General features: G+C 55.0%; 22 protein-coding genes. 10 read left to right on the top strand and 12 right to left on the bottom strand.

Translation table 11 applies throughout. The features are described from left to right. Positions 1-82: 82 nt before the first annotated feature. Positions 83-1363 (top strand): MFS transporter, encoded by a 1281-nt coding sequence (locus J7395_RS16610; protein ID WP_209222482.1) that lies wholly within the window; start codon positions 83-85, stop codon positions 1361-1363. A 63-nt stretch (positions 1364-1426) separates the two neighbouring features. Here J7395_RS16610 and J7395_RS16605 read toward each other — a convergent pair whose 3' ends face one another. Together J7395_RS16605 and J7395_RS16600 are read right to left on the bottom strand one after the other, a co-directional pair. Continuing rightward, the gene (locus J7395_RS16605; protein WP_114110381.1) at positions 1427-2425 is read right to left on the bottom strand and encodes a cysteine synthase A; all 999 of its coding nucleotides are present in this window, start codon (positions 2423-2425) and stop codon (positions 1427-1429) included. Between the two features lie 130 nt (positions 2426-2555). Next, the gene (locus J7395_RS16600; protein WP_209222480.1) at positions 2556-3188 is read right to left on the bottom strand and encodes an NUDIX domain-containing protein; all 633 of its coding nucleotides are present in this window, start codon (positions 3186-3188) and stop codon (positions 2556-2558) included. Positions 3189-3495: 307 nt separating this feature from the next. Between J7395_RS16600 and J7395_RS16595 the strand changes: the two genes are divergently transcribed. The 3 genes from J7395_RS16595 to J7395_RS16585 all read left to right on the top strand — a co-directional run bounded on the left by J7395_RS16595 (position 3496) and on the right by J7395_RS16585 (position 7294). Next, complete coding sequence (locus tag J7395_RS16595) at positions 3496-5130, top strand: diguanylate cyclase (RefSeq protein WP_062949313.1); 1635 nt, start codon at positions 3496-3498, stop codon at positions 5128-5130. A 47-nt stretch (positions 5131-5177) separates the two neighbouring features. Further along, complete coding sequence (locus tag J7395_RS16590) at positions 5178-5687, top strand: GNAT family N-acetyltransferase (protein WP_209222478.1); 510 nt, start codon at positions 5178-5180, stop codon at positions 5685-5687. A 146-nt stretch (positions 5688-5833) separates the two neighbouring features. After that, on the top strand, positions 5834-7294 hold the full coding sequence (locus J7395_RS16585) for an aminoacyl-histidine dipeptidase (protein WP_209222476.1): 1461 nt from the start codon (positions 5834-5836) through the stop codon (positions 7292-7294). Between the two features lie 55 nt (positions 7295-7349). Here the strand turns inward: J7395_RS16585 and J7395_RS16580 are convergent, their stop codons facing one another. After that, complete coding sequence (locus tag J7395_RS16580; RefSeq protein WP_209222474.1) at positions 7350-8708, bottom strand: DnaJ domain-containing protein; 1359 nt, start codon at positions 8706-8708, stop codon at positions 7350-7352. 185 nt (positions 8709-8893) lie between these two features. Between J7395_RS16580 and J7395_RS16575 the strand changes: the two genes are divergently transcribed. Next, entirely contained in the window at positions 8894-9940 is a 1047-nt protein-coding gene (locus J7395_RS16575) for a methyltransferase domain-containing protein (RefSeq protein ID WP_209222472.1), read from the top strand. Positions 9941-10090: 150 nt separating this feature from the next. After that, positions 10091-10216, top strand: coding sequence for a type B 50S ribosomal protein L36 (gene ykgO, locus J7395_RS16570; RefSeq protein WP_007090004.1), 126 nt, complete (start codon positions 10091-10093; stop codon positions 10214-10216). Between the two features lie 92 nt (positions 10217-10308). Here the strand turns inward: ykgO and J7395_RS16565 are convergent, their stop codons facing one another. The 3 genes from J7395_RS16565 to J7395_RS16555 form a co-directional block, all read right to left on the bottom strand. After that, positions 10309-12147 (bottom strand): adenylate/guanylate cyclase domain-containing protein, encoded by a 1839-nt coding sequence (locus J7395_RS16565; RefSeq protein ID WP_209222470.1) that lies wholly within the window; start codon positions 12145-12147, stop codon positions 10309-10311. A gap of 97 nt (positions 12148-12244) precedes the next feature. Then, positions 12245-14089, bottom strand: coding sequence for an adenylate/guanylate cyclase domain-containing protein (locus tag J7395_RS16560; protein WP_209222468.1), 1845 nt, complete (start codon positions 14087-14089; stop codon positions 12245-12247). A gap of 45 nt (positions 14090-14134) precedes the next feature. Next, entirely contained in the window at positions 14135-14572 is a 438-nt protein-coding gene (locus J7395_RS16555) for an Lrp/AsnC family transcriptional regulator (protein WP_062959675.1), read from the bottom strand. Between the two features lie 177 nt (positions 14573-14749). Between J7395_RS16555 and J7395_RS16550 the strand changes: the two genes are divergently transcribed. Continuing rightward, entirely contained in the window at positions 14750-15832 is a 1083-nt protein-coding gene (locus J7395_RS16550) for a saccharopine dehydrogenase C-terminal domain-containing protein (protein WP_209222466.1), read from the top strand. Between the two features lie 187 nt (positions 15833-16019). Next, positions 16020-18431 carry a tetratricopeptide repeat protein gene (locus J7395_RS16545; RefSeq protein ID WP_062959677.1) on the top strand — a complete coding sequence of 804 codons (2412 nt, stop codon included), beginning with the start codon at positions 16020-16022 and terminating at the stop codon, positions 18429-18431. A 79-nt stretch (positions 18432-18510) separates the two neighbouring features. On the opposite strand, the gene J7395_RS16540 is transcribed toward J7395_RS16545, so the two are convergent. The 3 genes from J7395_RS16540 to J7395_RS16530 all read right to left on the bottom strand — a co-directional run bounded on the left by J7395_RS16540 (position 18511) and on the right by J7395_RS16530 (position 20938). Continuing rightward, positions 18511-19017 (bottom strand): universal stress protein, encoded by a 507-nt coding sequence (locus J7395_RS16540; RefSeq protein ID WP_062949289.1) that lies wholly within the window; start codon positions 19015-19017, stop codon positions 18511-18513. Positions 19018-19256: 239 nt separating this feature from the next. After that, positions 19257-20015: a TIGR02186 family protein gene (locus J7395_RS16535; protein WP_209222464.1), complete on the bottom strand. Its 759-nt coding sequence runs from the start codon at positions 20013-20015 to the stop codon at positions 19257-19259. Further along, the gene (locus J7395_RS16530; protein ID WP_062949285.1) at positions 20015-20938 is read right to left on the bottom strand and encodes a sulfite exporter TauE/SafE family protein; all 924 of its coding nucleotides are present in this window, start codon (positions 20936-20938) and stop codon (positions 20015-20017) included. The genes J7395_RS16535 and J7395_RS16530 overlap by 1 nt, the downstream gene beginning before the upstream one ends. 118 nt (positions 20939-21056) lie before the next feature. On the opposite strand from J7395_RS16530, the gene J7395_RS16525 reads away from it, so the two are divergent. Then, positions 21057-21311 carry a sulfurtransferase TusA family protein gene (locus J7395_RS16525; RefSeq protein WP_062949283.1) on the top strand — a complete coding sequence of 85 codons (255 nt, stop codon included), beginning with the start codon at positions 21057-21059 and terminating at the stop codon, positions 21309-21311. Between the two features lie 45 nt (positions 21312-21356). Further along, positions 21357-21863, top strand: coding sequence for a GNAT family N-acetyltransferase (locus J7395_RS16520; RefSeq protein ID WP_247742215.1), 507 nt, complete (start codon positions 21357-21359; stop codon positions 21861-21863). On the opposite strand, the gene J7395_RS16515 is transcribed toward J7395_RS16520, so the two are convergent. Genes J7395_RS16515 through J7395_RS16505 form a run of 3 tightly spaced genes read right to left on the bottom strand, consistent with a single transcriptional unit; the run spans position 21864 to position 26802 of the window. Further along, positions 21864-23234: a DUF2336 domain-containing protein gene (locus tag J7395_RS16515; protein WP_209222460.1), complete on the bottom strand. Its 1371-nt coding sequence runs from the start codon at positions 23232-23234 to the stop codon at positions 21864-21866. Continuing rightward, positions 23231-24970, bottom strand: a complete 1740-nt coding sequence (locus tag J7395_RS16510) for a sensor domain-containing diguanylate cyclase (protein ID WP_097050425.1) — start codon at positions 24968-24970, stop codon at positions 23231-23233. Before J7395_RS16510 ends, J7395_RS16515 begins: the two co-directional genes overlap by 4 nt. Then, on the bottom strand, positions 24967-26802 hold the full coding sequence (locus tag J7395_RS16505) for an EAL domain-containing protein (RefSeq protein WP_247742214.1): 1836 nt from the start codon (positions 26800-26802) through the stop codon (positions 24967-24969). Before J7395_RS16505 ends, J7395_RS16510 begins: the two co-directional genes overlap by 4 nt. Between the last annotated feature and the right edge of the window lie 54 nt (positions 26803-26856).

The following is a 26856-nucleotide window of genomic DNA, read 5'->3' as shown; positions in this document are numbered from 1 at the left end:
GACTGTGACATATATTGGACGGATATCGGGAAAGCTGCAATCCTTTCGGTCAGATCAGAATTCTTCAAAACGAGGCCGGAATATGAGTGCCCACCGGGCGAAAAGCCCCGCAGCGCAGGCTGCCAATGATGATATCAAGCCAGCGACCGCCGGGGCCGAGCCGGTTTATACCGAACCGGGATCGCCGGAATTTCGCCGGATCAGTCTGGCGCTGTTTCTGGCAGGGTATGCGACCTTTTCGCTGATTTACTGCGTGCAGCCGCTTTTACCGGAACTGGCGCGGGATTTTGCCGTCAGCCCGGCATCCAGTTCGCTTGCGCTGTCGCTGACGACCGGGTTTCTTGCCTTTGCCATCCTGCTTGCCGGGGCGGTATCCGAGGCGTTCGGGCGCAAGCAGTTGATGTTTGCATCAATGTGCGGCGCGTCGCTTTTGAACCTGATTGCGCCGTTGCTTTCCGACTGGCATGCGTTCTTGGTGGTGCGTGCGCTTGAAGGCCTGATTTTGGGCGGGGTTCCGGCGGTTGCGATGGCGTATCTGGCCGAGGAAATGCATCCGCGCGGCCTTGGCACCACGATGGGAATTTACATCAGCGGGACCGCCCTTGGCGGTATGAGCGGGCGTGTGGTGATCGGTATTCTGACTGATATGTTTGGCTGGCATCTCGCACTTGGTGCGATGGGAGCGCTTGGTTTGCTGGCGGCCCTTGGGTTTGTCATCCTGTTGCCTGCATCGCGCAATTTCGTGCGCCGCCCCGGCTTTCAATTGTCCTATCATGTCAGGGCATGGGAGGGACATCTGCGCCATCCAGGTCTGCCATTCGTGTTCCTGATCGGGGCATTTGCAATGGGCTGTTTTGTGACGGTCTATAATTATGCCGGGTTCCGTTTATCCGCGGCCCCCTATGACCTGAGCCAGGGGCAGATCAGTCTGATTTTTGTGGTTTATCTTTGCGGGATGGTGACGTCTTCCATTGCCGGTGCCATGTCCGACCGGATCGGCCGGGGCCCGGTTTTGCTGGCGGGGATCCTGATTGCAGGTGCTGGGGTTGCCCTGACACTACTTTCCAGTCTTTGGGGCATGATCGGCGGCATCATGGTATTGACCAGCGGGTTCTTTGTTGCCCATTCGGTGGCAAGTGGCTGGGTCGGGCGGATGGCGAAACAGTCCAAGGGACATGCGTCGTCGCTTTATCTGCTGGCCTATTATCTGGGGTCTAGCATCATGGGATCGGTTGGCGGCTGGTTCTGGTCACATGGTGGATGGGATGCGGTGGCGGCATTTGCTGGCGCACTTCTGATTGGTGCGGCGATTTGCGGAACTTACCTTTGGCAGGCCGCAAGACGGGCTGAGGCTGTTGCCTGACACACAAAAAGAAACCCCCGCCAGATGGCGGGGGTTTTTGTTTGCTGGTTGTCGCAGTCGGGCTTAGAGCCAATCGGGGCTTGGCAGACCTTTTTCCTTGAGAAAGGTCGGGTTCCACAGCTTGCTTTGATAGCGGGTGCCAAGGTCGCACAGGATGGTGACGATGGTTTTGCCCGGGCCGAGTTCACGGGCCAGGCGGACCGCACCGGCGATGTTGATCCCGGTCGAACCGCCCATGCAAAGCCCTTCTTCCTTGAGCAGGTCAAAGACGATCGGCAGCATTTCATCATCTGAAATCTGGAACGGGTGATCGATATCGATGCCTTCGAGGTTGGCGGTAATCCGTCCCTGACCGATCCCTTCGGAGATCGAGCTTCCTTCGGATTTCAGTTCGCCAAACTTGTAGTGGCTGTAAAGGGCAGCCCCCATCGGATCGGCAAGGCCGATCTGAATGTCCTTGTTGCGATCCTTAAGCGCCATCGACACACCGGCAAGCGTCCCGCCGGTACCGACCGCACATATAAAGCCATCAATCTTGCCATCGGTCTGTTCCCAGATTTCGGGGCCGGTGGTGTCGATATGGCCCTGACGGTTGGCGACGTTATCGAACTGGTTGGCCCAGATAGCGCCGTTCGGTTCGGTCTTTGCCAGTTCTTCGGCCAGACGGCGCGAAACGTGAACATAGTTGTTCTGATCGCGATAGGGGACGGCGGGGACTTCGCGAAGGTCGGCACCAAGCAAACGCAGCAGGTCTTTCTTTTCCTGGCTTTGCGTTTCGGGAATGACGATCACGGTGCGATAGCCAAGTGCGTTGCCAACAACGGCAAGACCGATGCCGGTATTGCCAGCCGTTCCTTCGACAATCACGCCGCCCGGCTTCAGAAGGCCGCGTTTTTCCGCGTCACGAATGATGGCAAGGGCAGCACGGTCTTTGACCGATCCGCCCGGATTGGCATATTCCGCCTTGCCCAGAATGGTGCAGCCCGTTAGCTCGGAAACCTTTCTGAGTTTCACAAGCGGGGTGCGGCCAATGGCTTCAATGGTGCCATTGCGAATGTCCATGACAGACTCCAAGCGTGGTTAGAATGTGTTTTGTTACCTGTTGATTGGGTCTTTTATACACAAAAGTCAAGATTGATTAAAAATTACCACTAAATTTGTGTGTTAATTAACTGGTATCCGGCAAACACGTTCACACGCCCGAAACCCCGGCTTCCCTGCGAATACGGTCGCGATTGAGTATTAGCCACTGAACGGCAATCGTCGCCGTTGCATTGCAGAGTTGTCCGTCACGCAACATGGCAAAGCATTCCTCGGACGATACCGTATAAACGCGGATGTCTTCGCCTTCTTCTTCCAAGCCGTGCAGGCCGCCCGCTTTGGACGCATCAACCCGGCCATAATACATTGTCACCGTCTCGCTCGAACAGCCGGGGGTGACATAATAGCGCGAAATCAGTTCAAGGTCGCCGATGACCGAACAACCGGATTCTTCCATGGTTTCGCGGTGCGCGACATCCTGCATTTCCTCGCCATCCTCGACGATGCCAGCGACAATTTCCGTCAGCCAAAGCGGCATTTCAGGGAAACGCTGATGGACCGAAATGGCACCGGGGCGGAATTGTTCGATCAAAACAACTTCATCGCGTACCGGGTCATAGGGCAGGACCGCGACGGCATGCCCGCGTTCAAGGACTTCGCGTTGTAAAACGGCACTTTGGCCACCGTTAAACAACTTGTGGCGGAGTTCATAGACATCGAGTTTGAAATGGCCATCCCAGCCGCGTCTGTGACGGATAATTTCGTAATTATTTTGCTGTTGCATCAATTTTGCCCGGTCATGGTTCTGGAATTTCTATTCCGTCGACAACATATATCCCATGGTTTCACAACAGCTTTGTGAAGAGAAGAGGGCAGCGGAAATTCGCAATTGGCGAAAGAAGTTATGGCATCGCACGCAGAAGGACCCCTTAATATTGCAATGCAACTATTCGCAAGGGTGAAAGCGACCGTGCCGTATTTTAATTATTGTTAATATAGTATAGCATTTGATCAATTAGCGCGCGGAATAAACGCCACCAAACAGGATAGATGGCGCGTTAGATCGCATTGGCGGGGATGATGGGGCTTTGATGCGATTCGAACCGACAGAAATCGCGCGTCTTTACGGGCGGTCGCGGGTGGGAGTTGTCGTGCACAGGGATTTGACCGCTGTGTATGTCAATGATGCCTACGCGAAAATGCTTGGTCGCAAGGATGTGAAGGATTTCATGTCGGAGCCTGACCTTCGGCAATATATCCCGCCAAGTTTCCATTACGAAGCGGCCAAGCTGGTGGCGGAATTCCAAAAAGCCACCGGGTTCCATGGCTGGAAAAAGGTTTATAACCTTCGTACCGATGGCACGCCGGTCTGGATGGAGATCAGCGACGAAACCGTTGAATGGGCCGATGAAAACGCTGTGCTGACAACAGCGCAGCTGATTGATAACGGCACGACCGCGATGCAGGTCGATCATATGCTGGGCCGGTCCTTTATCGGTGTGATGGTCCATCGCGACATGACAGCGCTTTATGTCAATGATGCCTTTGCGCGCCTGATGGGGGCGGAAAATGCCAGTGCATTCATGGAAAAGCCCAACATATTGCGATTTATTCCCGAAGCGGATCGCGAACGCGCCTTAAAGCATGTTGCCGATATTCTGCATGGCGAACGCGAAGGCGAACGCCATCGTGTGCGCGATGTTCTCGATAACGGCAATATCGTCTGGCGGGATCTGACCGATGAACGCATCCTGTGGCATGATGGTCGCCCGGCTATTTTGACGACCGCACATGATGTGCGCGAAGAAGTCGAAATGAACGAAGCCCTGATGCGCACGAAGGCCGGTCTTGAAGAAGCCGTGACCGAAGTCATCCGCATGGTGCCGTCAGCCGTTGCAATGCTTGATATCCGTCAGAATGTTGTGAATTACAACCGCGAATTTGCCCGTCTGTTCGGTACAGAACAGGGTAACAGCGATGATGCGCCCGTCTTTGATATCACGATCCTGCGTGAGATGTATGACGCCATGATCAAAAGCGGCCACGGGCACGCCAACAATGAAAGTGTCAAAACACCATCCGGTTGCCATGCCGATATCCGCATGAACCTGATGGAAGATGGCGGCGTGATGGTGTCCGCACTGGATATTTCCAGCCATAAACGCAAGGAACAGCATCTTGATGCGCTGGCGTCGACCGATCCGCTGACCGGGGCATTGAACCGGCGCGGATTTGAATCAGCAGTCAGCCGACTGCGCGAAATCCGGCAATTGAAGGGCAAGGTCTGGCAGTTCGGATTGGTGGTTCTGGATGTTGATTATTTCAAATATGTCAATGACACCTATGGGCATTCGGTCGGTGACCGGGTTCTTGAAAAAATTGCAGTAACCCTGCGCCAGGCGCTTCGCGATGATGATCTTGTCGTGCGTCTGGGGGGCGAGGAATTTGCCGTTCTGTTGCCGTCGGCAACAGCAGCAGTGACCAAACGGATCGCCGAACGGCTGGCAACAATGATCCGTGCAATCGAAATACCGGTTGGTAACAGCGGTGATGAGAACGTTACCATCACGGCAAGTTTTGGTGTCACCGTTGGCGGGGAATTGCGCGGGCAGTTTGTCGAGCTGGAGCAGGCGATGCTGACGGCAGACCGGGCGATGTATGCGGCCAAGGAAGCCGGTCGTGACTGTATCAAATTCCTGACCTTTGATGACGATATCGACAGTTGATCCGGACTGAATTACCGTATCGCTTTGCATAAAATGGCAGGCGAAAAATGAACATTCGCGATATGCAGGCGATGGATGGAAACGCGGTTGTCGATATCTATGACCGGGCGCTTAAATCCGGTCATGCATCCTTTCAGCAACATGGCGGAACATGGGCCGACTGGGACGGCGGGCATTTGACGAAATGCCGCTATGTCGCGCTTGACGATGCCGGGCAGGTCACCGGCTGGGCCGGGTTATCCGCCGTTTCGGGCCGGTGTGCCTTTGCCGGTGTTGCCGAGGTATCGGTTTATGTCGATCCGCAATGTCAGGGGCAGGGGATCGGAAGCCGTTTGATGCAGGCATTGATCGAAGGTTCTGAACAAAACGGTTTCTGGTCACTGGAAGCCGGAATATTTCCCGAAAATACCGGAAGTGTTGCCCTGCATCGAAAGCACGGGTTCGAAGTCCTGTGCCGCCGTACCGGGTTCGGACGTATGGGATATGGGCCGATGCAGGGGAAATGGCGCGATGTGTTGTTGCTTGAACGGCGGAGCAAGAGGATCGGGATCGACTAGTTAGCGCAGCCACCAATCCGGAAGGGAGTTTGCGTAAAATCCCTTAGATGATCTGGAAATTGATCCGCCGATGCGTTAAGCAGCAGGAGCACCCGCGAAATGCCCGTCACATACGCGGCAAATAAACGATACAGGAGAGCGCCACCGTGAATGAAATCAGCAAAATTGCCCCGGTCGCAATCTGGGAGAACTTCCAGAAACTTTGCGACACCCCGCGCCCGTCGACCAAGGAAGAAGCCGTTTTGCAGCTTCTGGAAAAGATGGCTGATGCCAAGGGTTTTGAGCATTTCCGCGACAGCGGCAGCAACCTTGTTATTTCCATTCCGGCGAAACCGGGATTCGAGAATCGCAAGATGGCGATCCTTCAGGCCCATGTTGATATGGTGACGCAGGCCAATAGTGGTTCGACCCACAATTTCGATACCGATCCGATCCACATGCTGATGAATGGCGAATGGATCACGGCGGATAACACCACCCTTGGTGCTGATAACGGGATCGGTGCGGCGGCAATGATGGGCTTCATGACCGAAGAAGGTCTTGAACACGGTCCGCTGGAACTGCTGTTCACGGTTGATGAAGAACGGGGGCTGACCGGTGCGATGAACCTGGAGCCCGGCCGACTTAAGGGCGAAATCCTTCTGAACCTTGATACCGAGGACGAATACGAGCTTTGCGTGGGCTGTGCCGGTGGTGGCGATCTGGTCGCGAGTTTTGCCTATATCCCCGAAGCGGTTGAAAGCGGACAGGTTGCACGTGAAATTGCCCTGACCGGTCTTAAGGGCGGGCATTCGGGGATCGATATCATCCTTGGACTTGGGAATGCCAACAAGCTGATGGCGCGTTTCCTGCGCACTGTCATTCGTGATTTTGGTGCGCGGATTGTGACCATCAATGCCGGTACGGCGCGTAACGCGATCCCGCGGGAATCCTTTGCAACGGTCGTTTTGCCGTCTGACAAGGCATCGGCCTTTGATGGTGCACTGAGTGCCTTTGCTGCCGCGGTCAAAGACGAGATCGGCGTGATCGAGCCGAACTTTGCCATTGCAGCCAAAGATGCCGAAGTGCCCGCAAAGGCGATGAGTGCGACGGACTCCAAACGTTTCAATAATGCGGTTGTCGGAGCACCGAACGGTGTGCACGCCATGAGCACCAGTGTTGAAGGTGTGGTCGAAACGTCGATCAATCTGGCGATTGTCAAACTGGCCGATGGCAAGGCGGATGTGACCCTTTCGGCGCGCAGTTCGATCAATTCGGCACGTGATGCCCTTCGCGAGGTTGCAACATCGGTGTTTGAAAATATCGGGGCCACGGTGAAGTGGGGTGATGCCTATCCGGGTTGGAAGCCGAATGCGGACAGCGAAGTCGTCAATATGATGAAAGCGGTTCATCGCGACATGTTTGGCAAGGATCCTGAAATCCGGGTCATTCATGCCGGTCTGGAATGTGGTGTATTGGGGTCGAAATATCCGCATTGGGATATGGTTTCATTCGGCCCGACCATTAAACGCGCACATAGCCCGGACGAGTGCGTCCATGTGCCAAGTGTCCTGCGTTTCTGGGATTATCTTCTGGCGGCGCTGAAGGCGATTCCGGTCAAAAACTGATCGTTTTAGTCCTCGATATTCAATGAATGCCTGTTGCGACTGATCGTATCTGCGGTCAGTCGCAACTGTTTGTGGCACACCACTCGTCGCGTGCCTTTGCGCCGCTTCCGGGTACCAGCGCATCCAGATTGACAAAACCGGTCTCGCCAAGGGCGGTTTCAATCTCGATCCAGAAATCCTCGCTTGGTCCGTCGACATAGACGGTTTCAAAGCGTGCCAGACGCCGCATGACCGGATATTCGATACCGGGACCTTCGCGCATGTTCAGAAGATCACGGTCGATGTAATAGGGATCGCGTTCCTCGCCGATGATTTGTTCGACTTTGCGCGTCAGTTCGCTGGTCTTTTCGGAGACAAGTTTTGGAATGTCGTGACTGACAAAGCCCTGTCCCGGCCCAAACGCCACCAGCAGACAGAAAATGGCAACAAATAGCGGGCTTAGATGTAAAAGGGCATCGAGCATCCCGGCCTGTTTCCATTCGCTGCGTACCCGGCGAAGCGGTTTGCCGTCATCCAGACGCCGCAGATTGGCGCGAATCTGTTCGGCCAGCACTGACCGGTTGGTGCCGATGAAATCATTGGCCTGTAACAGGACGGCACGTGCAAGCGGCTTGTTGCCGCTGCGTTCGAAAGCGGTGGCCTGTGTGAACAGAAGTTTTGCATTGCCTTCCGGGGGCAGGGTGCCACCCCGCATATTACCAATAATGGCCCGCCATGCCGGGATGAAACTGCGCCAGCCCCAGAAACCCCGCAGCCATGTTTTGAAACTGGCTTTGAGTGCCATGCGCTTTGCCCCCTTCGGGGCGAGGTTGGCGGTGATCTTTTCGATTTTCAGGGAATTCAGAAAACCGCGAACAATGGTGAATTCCACCTGACGGGGTTGGGCTGATACGACTTCGGTGACCGCACAGCGTACAAATCCGGCCTGATCCGGGGTCGTGCGGTTTTTTGCATGGCGTTTGGCCCCCGGATGGATGTTTGATTTGCGCGCCGCGTTGCGTTCCTGCTGCTGGCGATAGGCCTCGTTGGCACGTGCAAACCTGTCTTCTTCGCTTTCGCGGCTGGTTTCGGCCTTGCGACCGGTACCGGCAAATCCCTGTCGGGTGCGTTGCGAACTGGCATTTTTTGCCCCGGCAGCCTGCGGACCATAGGGGCCGTTTTGCTGTTTGCCTGCCGTTTCGCCTGTGCTGTTTTTACCGTTGCGAGGCGCATTTGGGGGAGCCTTGCGTATGCCGATCAGGATTTCATAGGCTTCGGTGATGTCCTTGAATTTTTCTTCGGCATCGATATCTGTGTTTCGATCAGGATGAAATTCAAACGCCAGTTTGCGATAGGCAAGCTTGATCTCTTTTGCGCTGGCACCCGGCGCAATTTTAAGCAGGCGATAATAGATCCCGAGGTGATCCTGGCTCATTCGTGAAAAGGCATCCTGCACATAAATATTGTCCCGAAGCCGGACAGGTAAAACATGTTCAATTTATATTCGTGTCGACGTCGGGATCATATGATTGAAATCTTAACACGTTGTCACTTTTGCGTATTTGCCATATTTTGCAAGAATTGATCCGTCCACCGCGAACCGCTTAGCGAGTATCTGCCTTGAAACTTAAATTCTGGCAACGCAATGCCGACCATGACGGCGATGTCCTTGACCACGGTGGTGGTTACGGTGGTGATATGCCCGAATTTGTGATGCCTGATGGCCACAGGCTTAGCCTTGCGACAAAGCTTCGCGCCCGTTGGCAGGGTTATGACAACCCGGTCGAATATTATCTTTTGCAAAAAGAAATCGATGATTACCGGGCGTGGCTTCACAGAATGCGCCTGTTTCTTGCGAGGCCGGTCGAGCCGGAACTGGGCGAGCTTGACCTTGATGATGAAATTGGTCGCTGGCCGCCAGAACGGGTCAAGCTTTATGCCAAGCTGTTTGATCGCGGGATCATGATCCCCGGTGGCCATGATTATGCACTGGAACTGGCAAAGCCGCTTGCGCTTGACGAAACCATGAGCTGCCTTGAAATCGGTGCGAAGCTTGGCGGGGTGGCGCGGTTGCTTGCCGATAAGCTGGGGGTCTGGGTCACAGCCTATGAACGTGATGGTGAATTGGCGTTGCTGGGCATGGAGCGATCCGTTCAGGCCGGTGTTCAGAAAAAGGTCCCCGTGCAGGCATTCGACCCGTCTAATCCGGAATTGCGCAAAGCCTATTTTAACGTGGTCTATTCGTTTGGGGACCTCTTCCACATTGAAAACAAGGATGTTCTGCTGGTGTCGCTGGCGGAAACGTTGCGCGATCACGGCCAGATATTGCTGACAGACTATGTTCTGACATCCGAAGGGCACGAAGATGCCATTGCCGAATGGGCAAGGCACGAGGATTTCCGGCCTTACCCCTGGACGGCGGACCATTACAAGAATGCGCTGGGCAAGCTGAAATTCGACATTCGCATCGCCAAGGACGAGTCAGATGTCCATGTAAAGCAGATCAAGGTAGCCTGGATGGCGATGCTTGCCGATATCCAGAATAGCGGGTTGGACCCGGATGTTCTGGCATATCTGGTGCCGGAGATGGAAATGTGGATGAATCGCGTAAAAATGCTTGAAAACGGAACGCTGGCATTTTATCGGTTCTACGCAACGATCAGGTGATCGACCGGTTTGATGTCTGCTGTTGGCGACGAATGAATGGACTTTGTCTGGAATTCTGTCGCTGCAACCTGTTTTAGGTGTTGACAGGGGCAGGGTGTACTTCTATTTTCCGGCTTCCTCGAAGGGGCCAAGTTTCTAAGGTTTACTATTATGAAGATCCGGAACTCATTGAAATCCGCGAAGCTGCGGGAAAAAGGCTGCCGTATCGTGCGCCGCCGTGGCCGCGTATACGTGATCAATAAAAAGAACCCGCGTTTCAAGGCGCGCCAGGGTTAATTCCCGGTACCTTGTTCTCACAGGTTTTACAAAACGCCGCATCGGTTCATCCAATGCGGCGTTTTGTGTTTTGTGGTGTGCCGACCGGTTTCCTAATCAATGCCGTCAATCGGAATGGTATAGACAGCGGTGGTTTCACTGCGCCCGCGCAGCAGGATTTCATCGGCAAGGCGGGCCTGGGCCGGGTCTGAAAGCTGTTCGAATGTGGTGCTTGCGATCAGGATGCGCGTGCCCAGTTCCTTGTTCTTGGCTTCCAGCCGGGCGGCACTGTTGACCGCATCGCCGTGTACGGTGAATGTCAGACGGTCCGGCGCCCCGACATTACCCGCCACCAGAAGGCCGGTATTGATCCCGCAGCGACAGCGCAGTTCTTCGCCGTCAAACAGTTCTTTATGAACCAGCGTTTGCAGGGCGACTGCCGTTCGCACCGCCGCATCGGCGTGACCGGGCACCTCGTCAAAGGCGTTGAACACGGCAAGGATGGCATCGCCCTGGAACTGGGTAATGATGCCGCCGTTTTCTTCGATGATCGCGGTGGCCTTCGCGAAATAGGCATTCAGGATCGTTACGATCCGCTGCGGGGCGATCTTTTCGCTAAGTGTTGTAAAGCCGACCAGATCGACAAACAGGATTGATGCCTCGCACTGGTGCGATTGCACATTGCCAGTGTCATCATCAGACGCCAGCAATTGTTGAGCAATGGCAACAGGCAGGAATTTACCAAACAGCCGCCCGATGCGTTCCCGGTCGCGCAGGGTAATTGCCATATTGTTGAAGGATCGCGACGCATCGTTGAATTCGATGATGTGACTGCCAGGCAGGACCGGCAGATCATCAAGAATGCCGGTTTCAAGTTGCCGTGTGGCGGCCGAAAACCGTTTAAGCGGTCGTGTGAAATAATGCGCGATCAGGATCGCCAGAATGACGGCAAGAACCATGATTGCCGTTCCGATCAGTGTTGCCAGTTGCAGGCGGTCCCATTCGCGGGTGAAAACGGCTGGATCAAAATGCATGCCCATCAGGACAGGAAGGCCTGCCGATTCTTCAAATTTTCGGGTGATGATAACGTGATAGCCGTTTTCGGTTTCCAGTGACGATGCCCGTGACCCGTTGGTTCCGCCCGGTGACGGGACATCGTCAAAATCAAATGCCTGCCACTGGCCCATATTTGCAAGAACCGGATCGGCAAGATCATCCACACGGGGCAGGACGCCAAGAACATCATCGGTTCCCGTGTTCTTGGGCGGGTGCAACTGATGCCAGTCCGACAGGGACGGATGGGCAATGACATGGTCGTTGACGATGACAAAGGGGGTGCGTCCGGCCTCGGTCGGGTCGGTTTTCAGGTCATGTGAAAAATCGCCAAGCGAAACAAGCTGCACAAGTGAGCCGACATATAGCCCTTCCTGAAACAGGGGGATCATTTCGCTGATCACGACCTGATTGACCAGACTGTTCCAGCGCGGAAACTGCGTGATGCTTTGGCCCGGGCCATAGGCGATCAGGGATCGGGCGATGATGTCTTCTTCGGGGTCGGCCTTGCCGGAAAGAGGTTTGTCCGTCTTTGGATCATAGCCCCGGAAATGGCCATCAGGGGTCAAAAGCCCGATGGCTGTGACGTCACGTTCATTGGTGACAAGGGCGGCCAGGGTATTATCCCATATGGCAACATTATCCGGTGACAGATCGCCGTGCGCCACTTCGCGTGCAACCCATATATTGCGGCGTTGCATGCGTTTGATCCGGTCGCGCATGGCGTCTTGCGCGTCTTCCAGATCGGCATGTGTCATCGTAATCCAGAGATTGCGGGTATTGTCATAGGCCGTATCAAGACCAAGATGAAGTGCGAGCCCAACACCCAGTACGCTGGTAATGAAAAATGCACCCAGCAATACGCCAAGTATTGAAAAACGCCCCCTGCGTTCAGTCATCACATTCCCCGTATGCCCCCGAAGACCCGGCTTGTGTTGCCGGGTTGTCGGCAAAGCTTACTGATGATTGATCACGATGGAAAGAATATCGCGTGTTTTAGCGACGGCAGGTGTAAAGCTGGGTTTGAGTATGGCGGCCACGCAATTGAATTTGACCGGCTTTGACCACCCGTTCCGGATTGGAAAGCAGGTCGCGTGTGCTGTCTGAGAGCAGGATGCGGGTGCCCAGTTCCTTGTTTTCACGTTCAAGCCGGGATGCGGTGTTAACGGCATCCCCGTGCACGGTAAAGGACAGGCGGGCACTGGCACCGACATTCCCGGCGATCATGCGCCCGGTATTGACGCCGCAACGGCAATGAATGGAAAGCCCGTCAAACTGGCGGGTTTCAACGGCATGCTGGATGGCAATGGCCGAATCAAGTGCGGCATCGGCATGGTCGTGCAATTCGTCAAAGGCGTTAAACACTGCAAGAATGGCATCCCCCTGGAACTGGGTGATGATCCCGCCATGTTCTTCGATAATACCGGTTGCGCAGTCGAAATAGGCGTTCAGCATCGAAATGATCTGTTGCGGTTCGAGTTCTTCGCACAGGGTTGTAAAGCTCTCGATATCGACAAACAGGACCGTTGCCTCGCACTGCTGGGGCGGGAGGACCCCGGAATCGGTTCCCGATGCCAGAAGTTTGCGGGCAATCGATGCCGGCAGGAATTTACCAAACAGGCTGCTGATCCGTTCGCGATCATGCACGGCCTTGATCATGTGATTGAAGGATCGGGCCGCATCATCATATTCGCGAATGCGGCTGCCTTTCAGGTCAGGGAAATCGTGGTTTTCGATGCCGTCTTCCTCAAACGCCCGGGCAGCAGCGGCAAAGCGCCGGATCGGTTTGGTAAAGTGACGCGCAATGATTACCGCAACGATAATCGACAGCAGCAGGACCGCACCCCCCATCACAGATGCCAGAACAAGCCGGTTCCATTCGTCATCGAACAGTTCTTCTTCGAAATGCAGGCCAATGATGATCGGAGAGAAAGGCGTATCCATCATCTGTTTCGTGACGATCATTGAATAACGGCCGTCAAGATCAAGGCCGGAAAGACGAAGATTGCTGGTTTCGGGGCGTTGTTTGCTTTCATTGTCGATATCGATGGATTCGGATTTTCCGATATTTGCCAGTACAGGGTCGCCAATATCATTGATCGTCGGCAAGGGGATCGGGCTGCGCGCGATATCAGCACCATTTACGAGTGCCGATGCGGTGCTATCTCCCCATTCGCGAAGTCGTGGGTGGGCCATCACACGGTTTCCGGCAATCAGGACGAAAGGCACACCCGGCAGGTCTTCGCGCCCGCGGATCAGGCTGTTCGACAGGTTTGAAAGCGACAGATACTGAATGAAAGTGCCAAGATAACGCCCGTCGGCAAACAGGGGAATCCAGTCGGCAATAACCGTCTGTTTGAAGTAGGGATCCCATCGCGGGAAGCTGGTGTGATTGACGGTTGGCCCGCGCAAATGCGCCAGTTCCGAGAAAAGCACGTCATCAACGGGCAGGGTGCGGCGGATTTCGCGCATGTCTTCGGGGTCATAACCGATGAACTGGCGATCCCCCGTGATTAGCCCATAGGCCATCACATCCATTTGGGATGCCGAAAGTGCGCGCATCGCATTGTTCCAGCCGTATTGAAAGCTTGGATCAAGGGCACCACTGGCGACCTGATCGGCGACCCATATGGCCCGTTTGCCCACATTTTCCATCCGTTCATGCATGGTGCGCTGGACCGATGTCAGGTCCAGATCGCTTAGCATGACCCAAAGGTTGCGGGTGTTTTGATAGGCCGCGCCAAGTCCGACATAAAGCGCAATACCGACACCAAGAATGCTGGTGACAGAAAACCCGGCAAGCAGAACAGTCAGAACGGAATATCTGCGTTTTTCAGCCAATTTTTTGAAAATTCCCGAACAAAGGTCCCCCAACCCGAAGGCAGTCTATCGTCTATCAAATTTTGTGGAAAGGATGATTGAGCTTGCCGTGCGTTTAATTCCGGGCAGGGCACCGATTTGGTCAAGAACGGTATCAAGTTCCTCGGATGTATCGGCGGCTATTTCCGCGATCAGGTCATATTCGCCAGAAATCGCAAGGCAGCGAATGCAGTGGGTGATTCTCTGAAGCGCACCAACAACCCCGGCGGATTGTTTCTGTTCGACCTGTATCATGACTTCGGCAAGCAGAAGCGATCTGGCTTCCTCGCCAAGCTGTACGGTGTATCCCGTTATGATTTTTGCCTTTTCAAGGCGCTCAAGACGTTCCTGAACTGCACTGCGCGACAGATCGACATCACGGGCAAGTGCTGCAATCGGGGTCCGGGCATTTTGCTGTAACCGGGCGATCAGGCGGCGGTCAATTTCATCAAGGTTACGTTTCATCGGAATTGCCCGTCATTTTAACGGATAAATCATTGGAAATGACAGTATCGCCGGGTTGTAACCGGCAGTCCAGCGGAAGACCATCAAGACAGCATAACAATAACGTTATCAGGGCCGTAATCAGGCGGGGCAACGCATCACATGCGGTCTCAGACGTCAAAATGGGAGTTTGCTGAAATGAAAAAAGTTCTGATCCTTGGGGCGGGTAAAATCGGTCGCATTGCCGCAGTCATGTTGAATGAAAGTGGCGCTTATGCGGTGACACTGGCGGATTCCAACGGGCATATGCTTGAAATTTGTGCCAAGGATGATGCGGCAATGCTGGTAAAGGTCGATGTCACCGACGAGGTCGCATTGACGGAAGTTGCCAAAGGCCATGATGCCATCCTGTCGACCTGTCCGTTTTACCTTAATGTTGCGATTGCGCGTGTGGCGCGGGCGGTCGGCGCATCCTATTTCGACGTCACCGAGGATGTCGAAACCACTCGTGCGATCCGCGATATTGCCAAGGATGCCGATGGCGCGTTTGTGCCGCAATGTGGTCTGGCACCGGGTTTTATTTCGATTGCAGCCCATGATCTGTTCAAGCGGTTTGACAGCGTTCAGAACCTGCGTCTTCGGGTTGGTGCCCTGCCGCAAAATCCGACCAACCGTTTGAAATATAACCTGACATGGTCGACAGATGGTTTGATCAACGAATATCTGAACCCGTGCGAAGCCATCCACAAAGGCAAGAGAATAGAAGTTCTGCCGCTGGAAGGATATGAGCGTTTCACAATTGATGGCACGGAATACGAGGCTTTCAATACCTCGGGCGGGGTAGGTGCGCTTTGTGACATGCTGGAAGGCAAGGTCGAGAACCTTGATTACAAGACCGTGCGTTACCCGGGACATCAGGAAATCCTGAAAATCCTGATCGAAGACCTTGGGCTTGGCAAACGTCCCGATCTGATGAAGGAAATCTTTGAAAAGTCGCTGCCGATCACAAGCCAGGACGTGATTGTGATCTTTGCCGATGCCATCGGCACCCGCGACGGCGAACTTTGCGAGGAAAACTTCATCCGCAAGGTTCATGGCACGGCCATCGGTGGCAGGAACTGGTCTGCGATCCAGATTACGACATCGGCGGGGCTTTGTGCCGTCATGGATATGGTTCTGACCGGTACGCTTGCGGGCAAGGGATATATCCGGCAGGAGCAGGTCGCACTTGATGATTTTCTTGCCAACCGCTTCGGTCGTTACTTCAGCCACGAGGGCTGATTTATAACCCCCGCATCATGCTTTTTGGCATAGTGATGAACTTTGCCACCCGGTCTTGTCAGGCCGGGTGGTTTTTTGTGCGTCCTTGCCATAGTCACGACCCATATTTTGTGGCAAAGACGTGGTTTGTTAACGCTTGGTCACTATGGTGACCGATTAAACAAACTCTCGGGTGGCGATACGATCCTTGTCTGAACTTGGCGAGATGTTCCGGTTTGCAATCGACCTGTTTGAAACGGGTCAACTGGCGGAGGCTGAAAGCGCCTGCCGCAAGATGACGCTTGCCTATCCGCAGGCGGCAGAAGCCATGCATCTGGCCGGTCTGGTTGCCATGAAACAGGGTAATGGTGATATCGCAGCCGAACGTATGGGCCGCGCTGCAATAGCCGACGCCAATAACGCCGAAATCCAGCATGACCATGCGCAGGCCCTGAAAGCGGTCGGCAAGCTGCGCGAGGCCGTCGGAGCCTTCAAGCGCGCGATTCGCCTATGCCCGGATTCCCCGGCGCTTTATTGCAATATCGCCAATACCTATCGCCAGCTTGATGAACTTGAACTGGCGCATGAAAACTACATGCTGGCCCTTCGACTGGCACCGGATGTTGCCGAAATCCATGCCAACCTTGGTGCCTGCCAATATGCCATGGGTGATATCGCAGGCGCAGAGGCATCCTGCACAACCGCACTGAAACTGCGTGACGATATCGTCAATGCGCTGGTTTTGATGGGGCAGATCAGGCTGGATCAGGGACGGACGGTTTCCGCATCCGAGCCGCTTTTGCGTGCCCTTGAACTTCAACCGGGGCATCAGCGCGCCCTGACGGCCTATGGCGATGCGCTTTTCCGACTGGGCCAGTTCGCTGGTGCGCTGCATTGCCTGCGCCAGGTTTTGGCACTTGATCCGCAGGATGCGGGGGCGCGGCGCACGCTGGCACTGCTGTATTTGAGGACCGGGCAGGGGACCGAGGCCATTGGCGCGTTGGAAGCACTTTTGCGCGCAAATCCAGAAGACCCCGAACTTCTTTTGATGATGGGCGAGGCATTAAGCCTTGCCGGACGCCATAGCGAAGCCGTGGAACGGTTTGGTGCCGCGATTGGTGCGGGAGGTGGTGATGATGCCGTCTTCCGGCTGGCGGTCGAGCTGGCAGAAGAAGGCGATGCGGCATCCGCCCAATCGGTTCTGCAAAACGCAATAGATCGCAAGATTGCCATTGGGGACAATACGGCGCTGTTCAGAACGGCCCGTCGGCTGCTTTTTGCCCCGGTTCCTGCCGATCTGGCGGCACAGAATGATGAGGTCGTTCGTGATCTTCTCGACGATACGCTTGATGATGACGATCTCGAACTTGATCTTGGCCAAAGCGACCTGATTGATCCGATCACCCTGACACGGTTCCCGCCGGTATGGCGTGCGGCGCTTCGCCCCGAAGGCGATGCGCAATTGCGCGCGGTTGGTCATTATTGGGAACGGCTGGTTTCTGGTTATGACGTGCCCCATGTCGCGGCGCGGGCCCGACCAAAGGGCGGCAAGGTCCGGCTTGGCGTTGTATCGGCCAATATGCGCGATAACGGTATTGGTCGATGGATTGCGGGGCTGGTCCGTGCGATTGACCGCGACCGGTTTGATATCACGGTGATCCGTCCGCCACTGGGCGAGGATGACATAACCGCCCGCATAGATGCCGAGGCCGATCTGGTGGTGCCATTGCCGCTTGATCCGTTGCATTCGGCCCGGGTGATTGCGGGCCTTGACCTTGATGTTTTGCATTATGTCGATCCGCAGGCCGATGCCTATACCATGTTGCTGGCAAGCTGGCGGCTGGCACCGTTGCAGATCGCCGGTGGCGGAATTGCCGCGACGACGGGGCTTTCAAACATTGACTGTCACCTGATTGCCGAGGATTGGGAAACGGCGGGCGGTGAAACCCGCTTTAGCGAGGAATTGATCCGTCTGCCCGGATTGTTTGTCAATGCGACAAGGCCAGATGAAATTAAGCTGTCGCCGGGCGATCTGCAGCGCCGCTGGCGCATTGATCAGGACCGGAATACGTATCTTTGTCCGCAGCCGCTTGATGTTCTGACGGCTGATTTTGATCCGCTGATTGCTGAAATCCTGCGTCTTGATGAAACCGCTGAACTTCTGTTGATCGCACCCGAACGTGATAGCTGGGACGCGGCATGGGGGCGGCGTTTTGCGGTCAATTATGCCGATGTTGCCGGACGTATGCGGTTTGTTTCGGTTCACAGCCGTGCCGATCTTCATTCCCTGCTTTGTGCGGTGGATGTCGTTCTTGAAAGCCCGGCATGGAATGATGCGATGCTGGCATTTGATTGTCTTGGCCTTGGTGTGCCGCTTGTGACCCTGCCGGGCAAGGGGGCGCGATCGCGGCGTAGCCATACCTGTTATCGCCAGATATCGGTGTTTGATTGTGTTGCCTATCATTCAGCCGACTATGTTGAAACCGCGCTGACGCTGGCGATGGATAAACGACGGCGTTCGGTTGTTTCACAGGCCATCCGCAACCGCGCTCACGTCCTGTTCGGGCAGCGGTCTTCCTTTGATTCTTACATGAACTTCCTTGAAGATCGCACGGCGTAAGCCGGGTAGCATACCAGATTGCAAAAATGCAAAAAGCCGGGTAACTGCCCGGCTTTCGTGTGTCTTATGCGTGTTTTGATCAGCTCAGCGCGTCGATATCGGCTTCTGACAGGGCGGCGGGGACGATGGTCAATGGCAGGCGCAACTGACCGACCACATCCCGATTGGTTAGTGCCGTGATCAGCGGGCCGGGGCCGTCACTGTTGGTGCCGGCTGCCAGAACCAGAATGGAAATCTGCTCTTCTTCGTCCAGAACCTTGAGTAGTTCGTCCTTGAGGCGACCCTCGCGGATGAACAGAAGCGGCATGGAGCCGGTTTGTTCATGCACATAGGCCGCAAGTTCGTTGATACGGTTTTCGGCGTCTTCGCGTGCTTCTTCCTGCATCAGATCGCCAACAGCCATCCAGTGCTGAAATTCGGCTGGCTGGATCACGCTTAGCAATGCGACGCGCCCGCCGGTATGCTGTGCACGGCGGCAGGCATATCGAAGTGCCTTGGTCATTTCGTCACTGTCGTCGACCACAACAAGGAACGTGCGATCCGTGGTGGCAGCGCGCAGTTCTCGGTCGGCATCAAATGAATTCATGTCGTCCTGCCCTGAATGAAAACGGGTTCCGAATGTGTTGCGCCAACTTGCGGGGCGAGGCGCTGTCACACCGGATCAGCAAAGTTTGCCGTAACTTAAGGACCGTTTCCAAGTTATTTTTCAAGCATCCCGACAAAGAAATTATCTTTACGCAACTGCAGAACATGATGATGCATGTGCGAAATCGCTGCCCGGACAAGGACGCTTCGCAATCGTTCAATCAACGATTGAAGGCCAGATTACCTTTTGCGGAACACGACGCTTGCTATCCATCCGGCGGCGACGGCAATGATCACGGCGATGATACCGTAAAGCGCGGAATAGCGATGTGCGAAGTCATAAACTTCGGCGCTGACGCCGGTTTTGGATACGACCAGCGGCGTTGTCTTGACGCTGGCAATGCGACCGTCCCGGATCAGATAGACATTGATGGTGTATGTACCGGTCGGAGTGTTGGCCGGAAAATGGATGTCGGTTCGAAACAGCTGATTGGACAGGAAGCTGATTTTTGCCGGTCGCTGGTTGAAAAGGCCCGCTGCACGCATGTTTCGCAACAGGGCATCGCGGTAATCGCTGCTGTTGCGATCCTTGTCATCGATTTCGGTCACAAAGCGCTGATGTTCAACCCCGATACGGTAATCATTGTAAAGCTGTGAATTGGCGATGATTTCCATCGGCCGGTTCGACGCGCTGGCATAATAGGCAGGCACATTGCGGAAAGTGGCACTTTCGCTGTTGACCCAGATGCCGACTTTGCGTTCCTTGCGCCGCACGACCATATCCTGATCGGGCCCCCTGACCGTGACGATAACATCGCCTTCGCTTTGCACCGCGCCAAACAAAAGCACGTCGGTTCCGGTGAAGCCGGTGGTGATGGCAACAAGATGGTTGGAAAGATCGACAACCAGCGCATCGGCGCGTGCCCGGTCCTGTCCGGCCACGGCAAGCACCGCCATGGTGGCAAGCAGTGTGCGGATGATCGCGCCCGATTTGTGCATTACAAATTCTCCGGCGCGATGGAATAAAGTTCGGTCGGCGTGATCACGAGATCGAACAGAAGTTTCAGGCAAACCGAAAGAACCAGAAGCCCCAGCATTGCCCGTAAATGTTCCGCCTTAAGACGCGATCCGAATTGTGCGCCGAATTGTGCCCCGATGACGCCGCCGATCAACAGCAGGATGGCAAGGGCAACATCAACGGTTTGCGTCTGAATGGATTGCAGGAAAGTAACGTTGGCAGTCACGAAAATGATCTGGAACAGCGATGTCCCGATAACCACACTGGTCGGCATGCCAAGGATATAAATCATCGCGGGAACCATCACAAAGCCACCGCCGACGCCCATCAGAGCGGTCAGAAGCCCGACAAAGAAGCCGACAAGAAGCGGCAGCAAGGCGCTGATATAAAGCCCGGAGCGGTAAAACCGCATTTTAAGGGGCAGGCCATGGACAAAGCTGTGCTGGTGTTTCTTGGTGCGACGGAATGGCCCGCCGCGGCGCCGGGTGCGGAAAATGGCACGCGATGCCTCGATCAGCATCATGCCGCCGATGATCCCCAAAAAGATCACATAGCAAAGCGAAATGACGAGATCAATTTGTCCGAGGGAACGTAACCATGCAAAAACCCAGACGCCAATTGTGGACCCGGCTATACCACCCGCCAGAAGGACAAGGCCCATTTTCAGGTCGACGTTACCGCGTCGCCAATGGGCAAAAACGCCAGAAACCGAAGATGCGACAATCTGGTTCGCAGCAGTTGCAACCGATACAGCAGGGGGGATACCATAGAAAATCAAAAGCGGCGTGATCAAAAATCCGCCGCCAACACCGAACAACCCGGACAAAAATCCGACGCCGCCGCCTAGCCCCAGTATCAGAAAAATGTTTACCGACATCTCGGCAATAGGCAAATAGATTTGCATCGCAGGCGGGCATCAGCGTTTGATTGATTCTGAGAAATCAGTCTAACATATTGTGCAAATGCAACAATCGCCAATTCACTGATTGGCCGGGATAATCCGATTTTTTGTAAGGTTTTTCATGTCGCTTACACCAGAAGATCCCTTTGACCTTGTTCTTGATGCCCGTGGATTGATTTGTCCGATGCCGGTGCTGAAGGCAAAAAAGGCATTGCGCGATGTGCCTGCAGGCGGTGTGCTTAAGGTTTTGGCGACCGATCCGGGATCGGTTGCAGATATGAAATCCTTTTGCGAAATGACCGGCAACCGCCTGTTGTCATCGACACAGGAAAATGATGTGTTTATCTATCATATCGAGCATCTGGCCGCGAAATAACCAGAACAAGCGCGTCCATCACGTCCGGAAATGAAAGTTGCCGCCATGTCTGCCTCATCCTCGACCCTGCAGTGGGTGCATTGCGCCTTTGACGAGATGACACCGCTTCAGGTTCATGACCTGTTGCGATTGCGGCAACAGATTTTCATCATCGAACAGGAATGCATTTTCCCCGAGATCGACGGGCTTGATCCGCTTTGTCAGCATGTTCTGGGATTGCTGGACGGCAAGGTTGTTGCCGCTGCGCGCATTGTGGCACCGGGTATCGATCCAGATCATTCCGCACAGGGACAGCATCCGGCGATCGGCCGTGTCGTTGCCAGCCCCGATTTGCGTGGCCAGGGTATCGGCCGTAAACTGATGTTGCAGGCCATCGCGTCCTGCCACGATACCTTTGCGGGCAGGGGGATTTTCCTGAATGCCCAGCTTTATCTCAAAAACTTTTACGAGGCACTGGGCTTCATGCAGTTCGGCGAAGCCTTCTATGAAGATGGTATCGCCCATATTTCAATGCTGCGCTCGCCCGATAGCAGGCAGGATCCGCTGCACTGATCAGCGCAGCCCGACCGTTGCCATGCCGGTAAAGAATTCAAGCTGCCATTTCATGTCTTCTTCGCTCAGCGGATAGTCGTTGCCACGCGGATTAAGCGTCTGCCCGGGCGGGACATGCCCAAGCTTGACCTGAATCTTTACTGCCAGTTCGGCCGGAAGTCCGGCCTTCCATGCCAGCGATACGACACCTTTGGCCGAATGGGTGTTAAGGACTTTGGTTACGGCTTCTGGCGGAATACCGGCAAGCACTGCAAGGGCCGCACGCGCAAACTTGACATCGTTGGCTGCCAACGCCTTGGCAACTTCCTTATCGGTCAGTTTGCCTTTGCTATGCAGGGCCAATGCCTTTTCATAAGAAGATTCTTCTTCCTCGCTCGTCGCTGCGGCCTCGGCACCACCGGACTTGGCCGTCGCTTTCTGTTCTGCCTGCTTCTGCTTGGCCTTGCGGGTTTCAACCGGTGCATCTTCGCGTTTGTCGAACTCGCCAGATGAAATGCGTCGATTGACGACTTCGCGCACCGCGTCGAGCTGTTCCTTTTTCAGATCCTTGCGCCGTTCCAGCACGCCGATCAGGTTTTCAGCGACAAAACGTGCCAGTTTACCTGCTGCCGTTGGTGGCAGTTGCGGGCGTTCAACCAATGGCTTGTGCCATTCCGGATAATCCGGCGCACGATCAATAAGCTGATCAAGGGTTTCTTCGCGGATCTGTGCCGACTTGTTGCCCAGAAGATGCGAAATCGCATCCTTGTCGCTGCTGGCGGCAATCGCATCGGCAAGTTTTTCACCAACATTGCGACGACGCGAGATAAAGCTAAGCGATCCCCTTCCCGAACTGCCCTCGATGATTTCCAGAAGATCGGTTTCCGTCAGAACCGGCGAATATTGCAGGACCGGTCCGCAGACGACACTTTCGGTATCGCGCGCCAGCTGCTGGATGATCGGCTGTGGCGCGTTGGCGATATCCTTGAGCGTTTCCGAAATGACCTGGCGGACATGGACGGCCTGATCGCGGGCAAGCTTGTCCAGCGCTTCATAGGTCATCCGGCGCAGCTTATCGGTTTCATTCGGTGTCAGTCCGGCAGAAAGATTTGCAATCTTTTCGGCAAGGCTTCCACGAACGCTGTCGTCCTTGTCATCGGTTAGCAGGACGTCGGCTTGCACAGGAGTGGCATGGTTTGCTGCAATATGGCGCCGCACCTGGGAATCTGCATCACTTGCAAGGTAATACAGAATTTCCGGTTTGGTATCATGACGTTGCGCCAGCACGCCGCGAACATTCGCATCCGGGCTGGCGGCCATGTCTTTGGCTTCATCATACGTGATCGGGGTTTCCCGACGTTTGGTGAAGACCCGCTGCAAAAAACCCTTCATAGGGGCGTCTCCTGATCTTCTATTCTTGCCGGACCGTTCGATCCGGGAGGGGCGGCGATACCGAAACTGCCTTTGCCGTGTTTTTTGACCTGATACATGGTCTGATCGGCACGAAGCACAAGCTGTTCAAGCGGTTCTTTCGAGCCGGCATCACGCACGGCAATGCCCACCGAAATACCAAGCGGACGATCCTTGCTACCGGAAAACGACGACAAGGTGGCGCTCTTGTCAAGCAGGATGCGCGCGCGTTGCGATGCGGTTGCCATATCCGCCCCGTCGAGCCAGACCACGAATTCATCGCCGCCAAGGCGCGCGACAAGATCAATCGGGCGGGTGTTGTCTAAAAGGATGCGGGCCAGCGCCAGAATGGCCTGATCCCCGGTCTGATGACCATGGACGTCATTAACCAGCTTGAAATTGTCCATGTCGACATACATCAGGGCCGCAGGCATGTCATCATGCACAAGGCGGGCGTGGCGGCGACCCAATTCGTCGAAGAAGGCACGCCGGTTCAAAAGCCCGGTAAGACCATCGGTTCGCGACAGGGTAACGATCCGGTCATGTTGGGCTGCCTGTTCAATCGCGATCCCGATCTGGTCCGATACTTCGGACATGATGGCGCGTTCGCCCTCGTTAGGTGCTGGATGATCGGCATTGAAGATAAATATAACCGCGCCATTCACCTGTTGATGATAATGGCAACGCTGGGCCAGAACGCGATAATTCTCGATTTCGGCTTCAAACACCTCATCGGTGTTGCCAAGCTGGTTCAATGCCTGTTTGGCAATCGGGTCAAGGTCTTCGGGGCCATGACATGCGACCACCTCAATCTTGTCGGTTTCCTCGTTGCGACGAAAAATGGCGCAGCCAGCGCAGGCCAGAGCGCGGGCGCTGGCATCTGCCGCACCTTTAAGCACAAGGGTCGGGTCGATTTCATCGCGCATGGTGCGCACAATATAGGTCATCAACCGGTCGCGGTTTCGTGCCGTGGCGACTTCGCTTTCGCGCCGGCGCTGTTCGGTGATGTCATGGGCAAGGCCGCGCGTACCGGTCCAGCGACCGTCACGTGTGTAAACCGGAGTCGATGAAACGGCGAGGCAGGCAGCATTGCCATTGGCCCGTCTGAGCCAGATCGGTACATCGCGAACGGCCTTCTGGCTGCGAAACACAATTTCGCTGTCCTGGTCCGCTGTATCCAAAAGGAAATCAAGTGGCGAGCGACCAACAAGTTCATCGGCCTTGTAACCCAGAGCACCACGCGGCGAGACAAAAATGAAATTGCCGGTATCGTCGGTTTCCCACGCAAAGGCGGATGATACCTCGACGATGTCGCGATAGCGCTGACGCGAGTCAATCAGCGCATCGCGCAGATTGCGATCCATACTTACGTCGCGCGGTAAAAGCAGAACCCGGTCATCTGCCATCGGCAATGCCGTCAGTTCAAGCGTTGCCGTACCGCGCTGTACCTCGAATGTCAGGAGTTCGACAACCCCGCCCGGCGTTGTGATGGCGCGTAAAACCAGCTTGTTTATTTCCGGAAACAGACCGTCACGAATGCCTTCGGCGAAGCTTCGGGCATTTTTATTGGCAAACAGGGGGGTGCCGTTCTTGTCCATGACCATGACGGGTGCCTCGGCATCGGCCATGGTCTGCGGATCAAGAATGAAACCCTGATCGGATGTCATATCGTTATATGCGGACATTTCCTTGTCGGCATCCTTGTGATGCTGTTTCATTGCCCGCCTCCGGTCGCGTTGGCGGTCTTCGCGTTACTTGATGATCCGGTGTTCACACTTGCAAGCGTTACCGGTGCGCCAAGATGATAGCCCTGACCGAAATCAATGCCCAGATCACGAACCAGTTCAAAGCTGGCCTGATCATAGATCATTTCTGCAATGGTATGGATGCCAAGATCGCGGCAAAGCAGGGCTGTGGCTTTGATAAAGGCGCGGCCTTTGGGTTTGGCCAAAGCCGTGCGCATTGCACCGCCATCAAATTTGATGATGTCGACGTCAAGGGCGCTCAGATATTCGAAATTGGCGGCCCCGGCACCGAAATCATCTAGACAGACAAGGTGCCCGCGTGCACGTAGCCGTTGCAAACCGTCATTCACGTCCCGAAGGCCACGAATGCGCGATGTTTCGGTTACCTCGAACATGATTTTTGCCGGGTCAATGTCGTAACGATCAAGAATTTGTTCCAATGCCGGCAGGAAATCCTGCTGTTCCAGTGAATGGCCTGACAAATTAACCGCTACAGAATGAGTTACAAGTTCCGGTTCAAGCGTTACATGATCAAGTACTTTCTGGCACATCGCCAGATCGAACTCGGTAATCAGGCCGGTACCTTCGGCAAAATGGATGATCTGATCAACGGCAAGTGCGCTGCTGCCATCGTGGAAGCGTGCCAGCGCCTCGTAATGGTGCATTTCAAGGCTGCCAAGATGCACGATCGGTTGCAGTGCCACGGCAAATGAGCCGTTCTGAACAATTTCGCGAAATGCGCGGACCGATTTCAGGGTTTCCTGAATCAGATGGGGCAGGCTGGCCGAGAGCCGTTCGGCCGACACATCCGTATTCGCATCGCTGCGATGTTGCAGGCGGTTAAGCGCATAGGCCACAGCGCGTGTCAGGTTGGTTTCCTTTTCCCCGCCCGCCATTGGCTGGCGGACATTTTGTGTCAGGCGATGAAAACCGCTGGCAAGATCGTAATCACGTCCAAACAGATCGTTGGTGGACAATGTTGAGCCACCCGAAGTGCCCGAACTACCGGTGGCAAGGTTCAGGTTTTTGAAAGGATCAACGGTATTTTCCGCGTCGCTGCAATCGGGATCGTCGAGATCGGCGCGCAGGGCACTTGCATAAGCGACAATCCGCCGTTCCAGTTCGATCATCGGCTCGTCAACCAGATGGTTGCTATTGGTGTCAAAGTCTTCAGTGTTCCTGCGGGAACCAATTCCGATCCCGATCAACCGAGCCAGTTCGTTGGTGGCGTCGGTTTCTGCCTGACTGCGAAGGGCGGCAAGGTTTTCAAGCACAACAAGGGCCTCGCTATGGCTTGATGCCACGCGCGCCATTGTTTCGGAATGCTGTTCGGTTTTGCCGGATGAGGAATTTGCCGAGGACAGCGTGTTTTGCAGGATCAGCCGGTCAATCCCGGATCGCGCACGCGGGCGGATTGCTCGATGACGGGCGGCAATGAAATAGCGTCCGATCGGTTCGGAAATCATATAGCCGCTCAGTGACAGGGGAACCGGGTTGCCAAGGGCGGTGTCGTCATCCTCGATCAACTGGAAATCGAGGTCGAGCTCCTCAAGGCGCTTGATCCCGGAAGTGGCATGAAGATAGGCCCGCAAAAGGGGCCGTTCCGAACGGATAACCAGTTTATCAAGTGCTTCGCCAATCAACCGTTCCGGTGGACAGCCCAGAAGGCTTTCGGTCGCACCGGCCACAAACAGGATATATCCGTTCTCGTCGACTTCAAGCAACATGTCCGCCCAGCAGAAGGCCATGGCAGCCAGAAGATCCCTGTCGTTCGTTTCTGCTGAGTAGCCAATATTGTCTGTCATAAGAGAACCATCACCAGCCTGCCCCCAAAAACGCTTCGGATATGCTCCGAAGTC

Source organism: Thalassospira sp. A3_1 (assembly GCF_017744215.1).
GTDB classification, from domain to species: domain Bacteria; phylum Pseudomonadota; class Alphaproteobacteria; order Rhodospirillales; family Thalassospiraceae; genus Thalassospira; species Thalassospira lucentensis_A.
The sequence above is the reverse complement of the archived record's forward strand: the minus strand, read 5'-3'. Positions and strand labels throughout refer to the sequence as shown.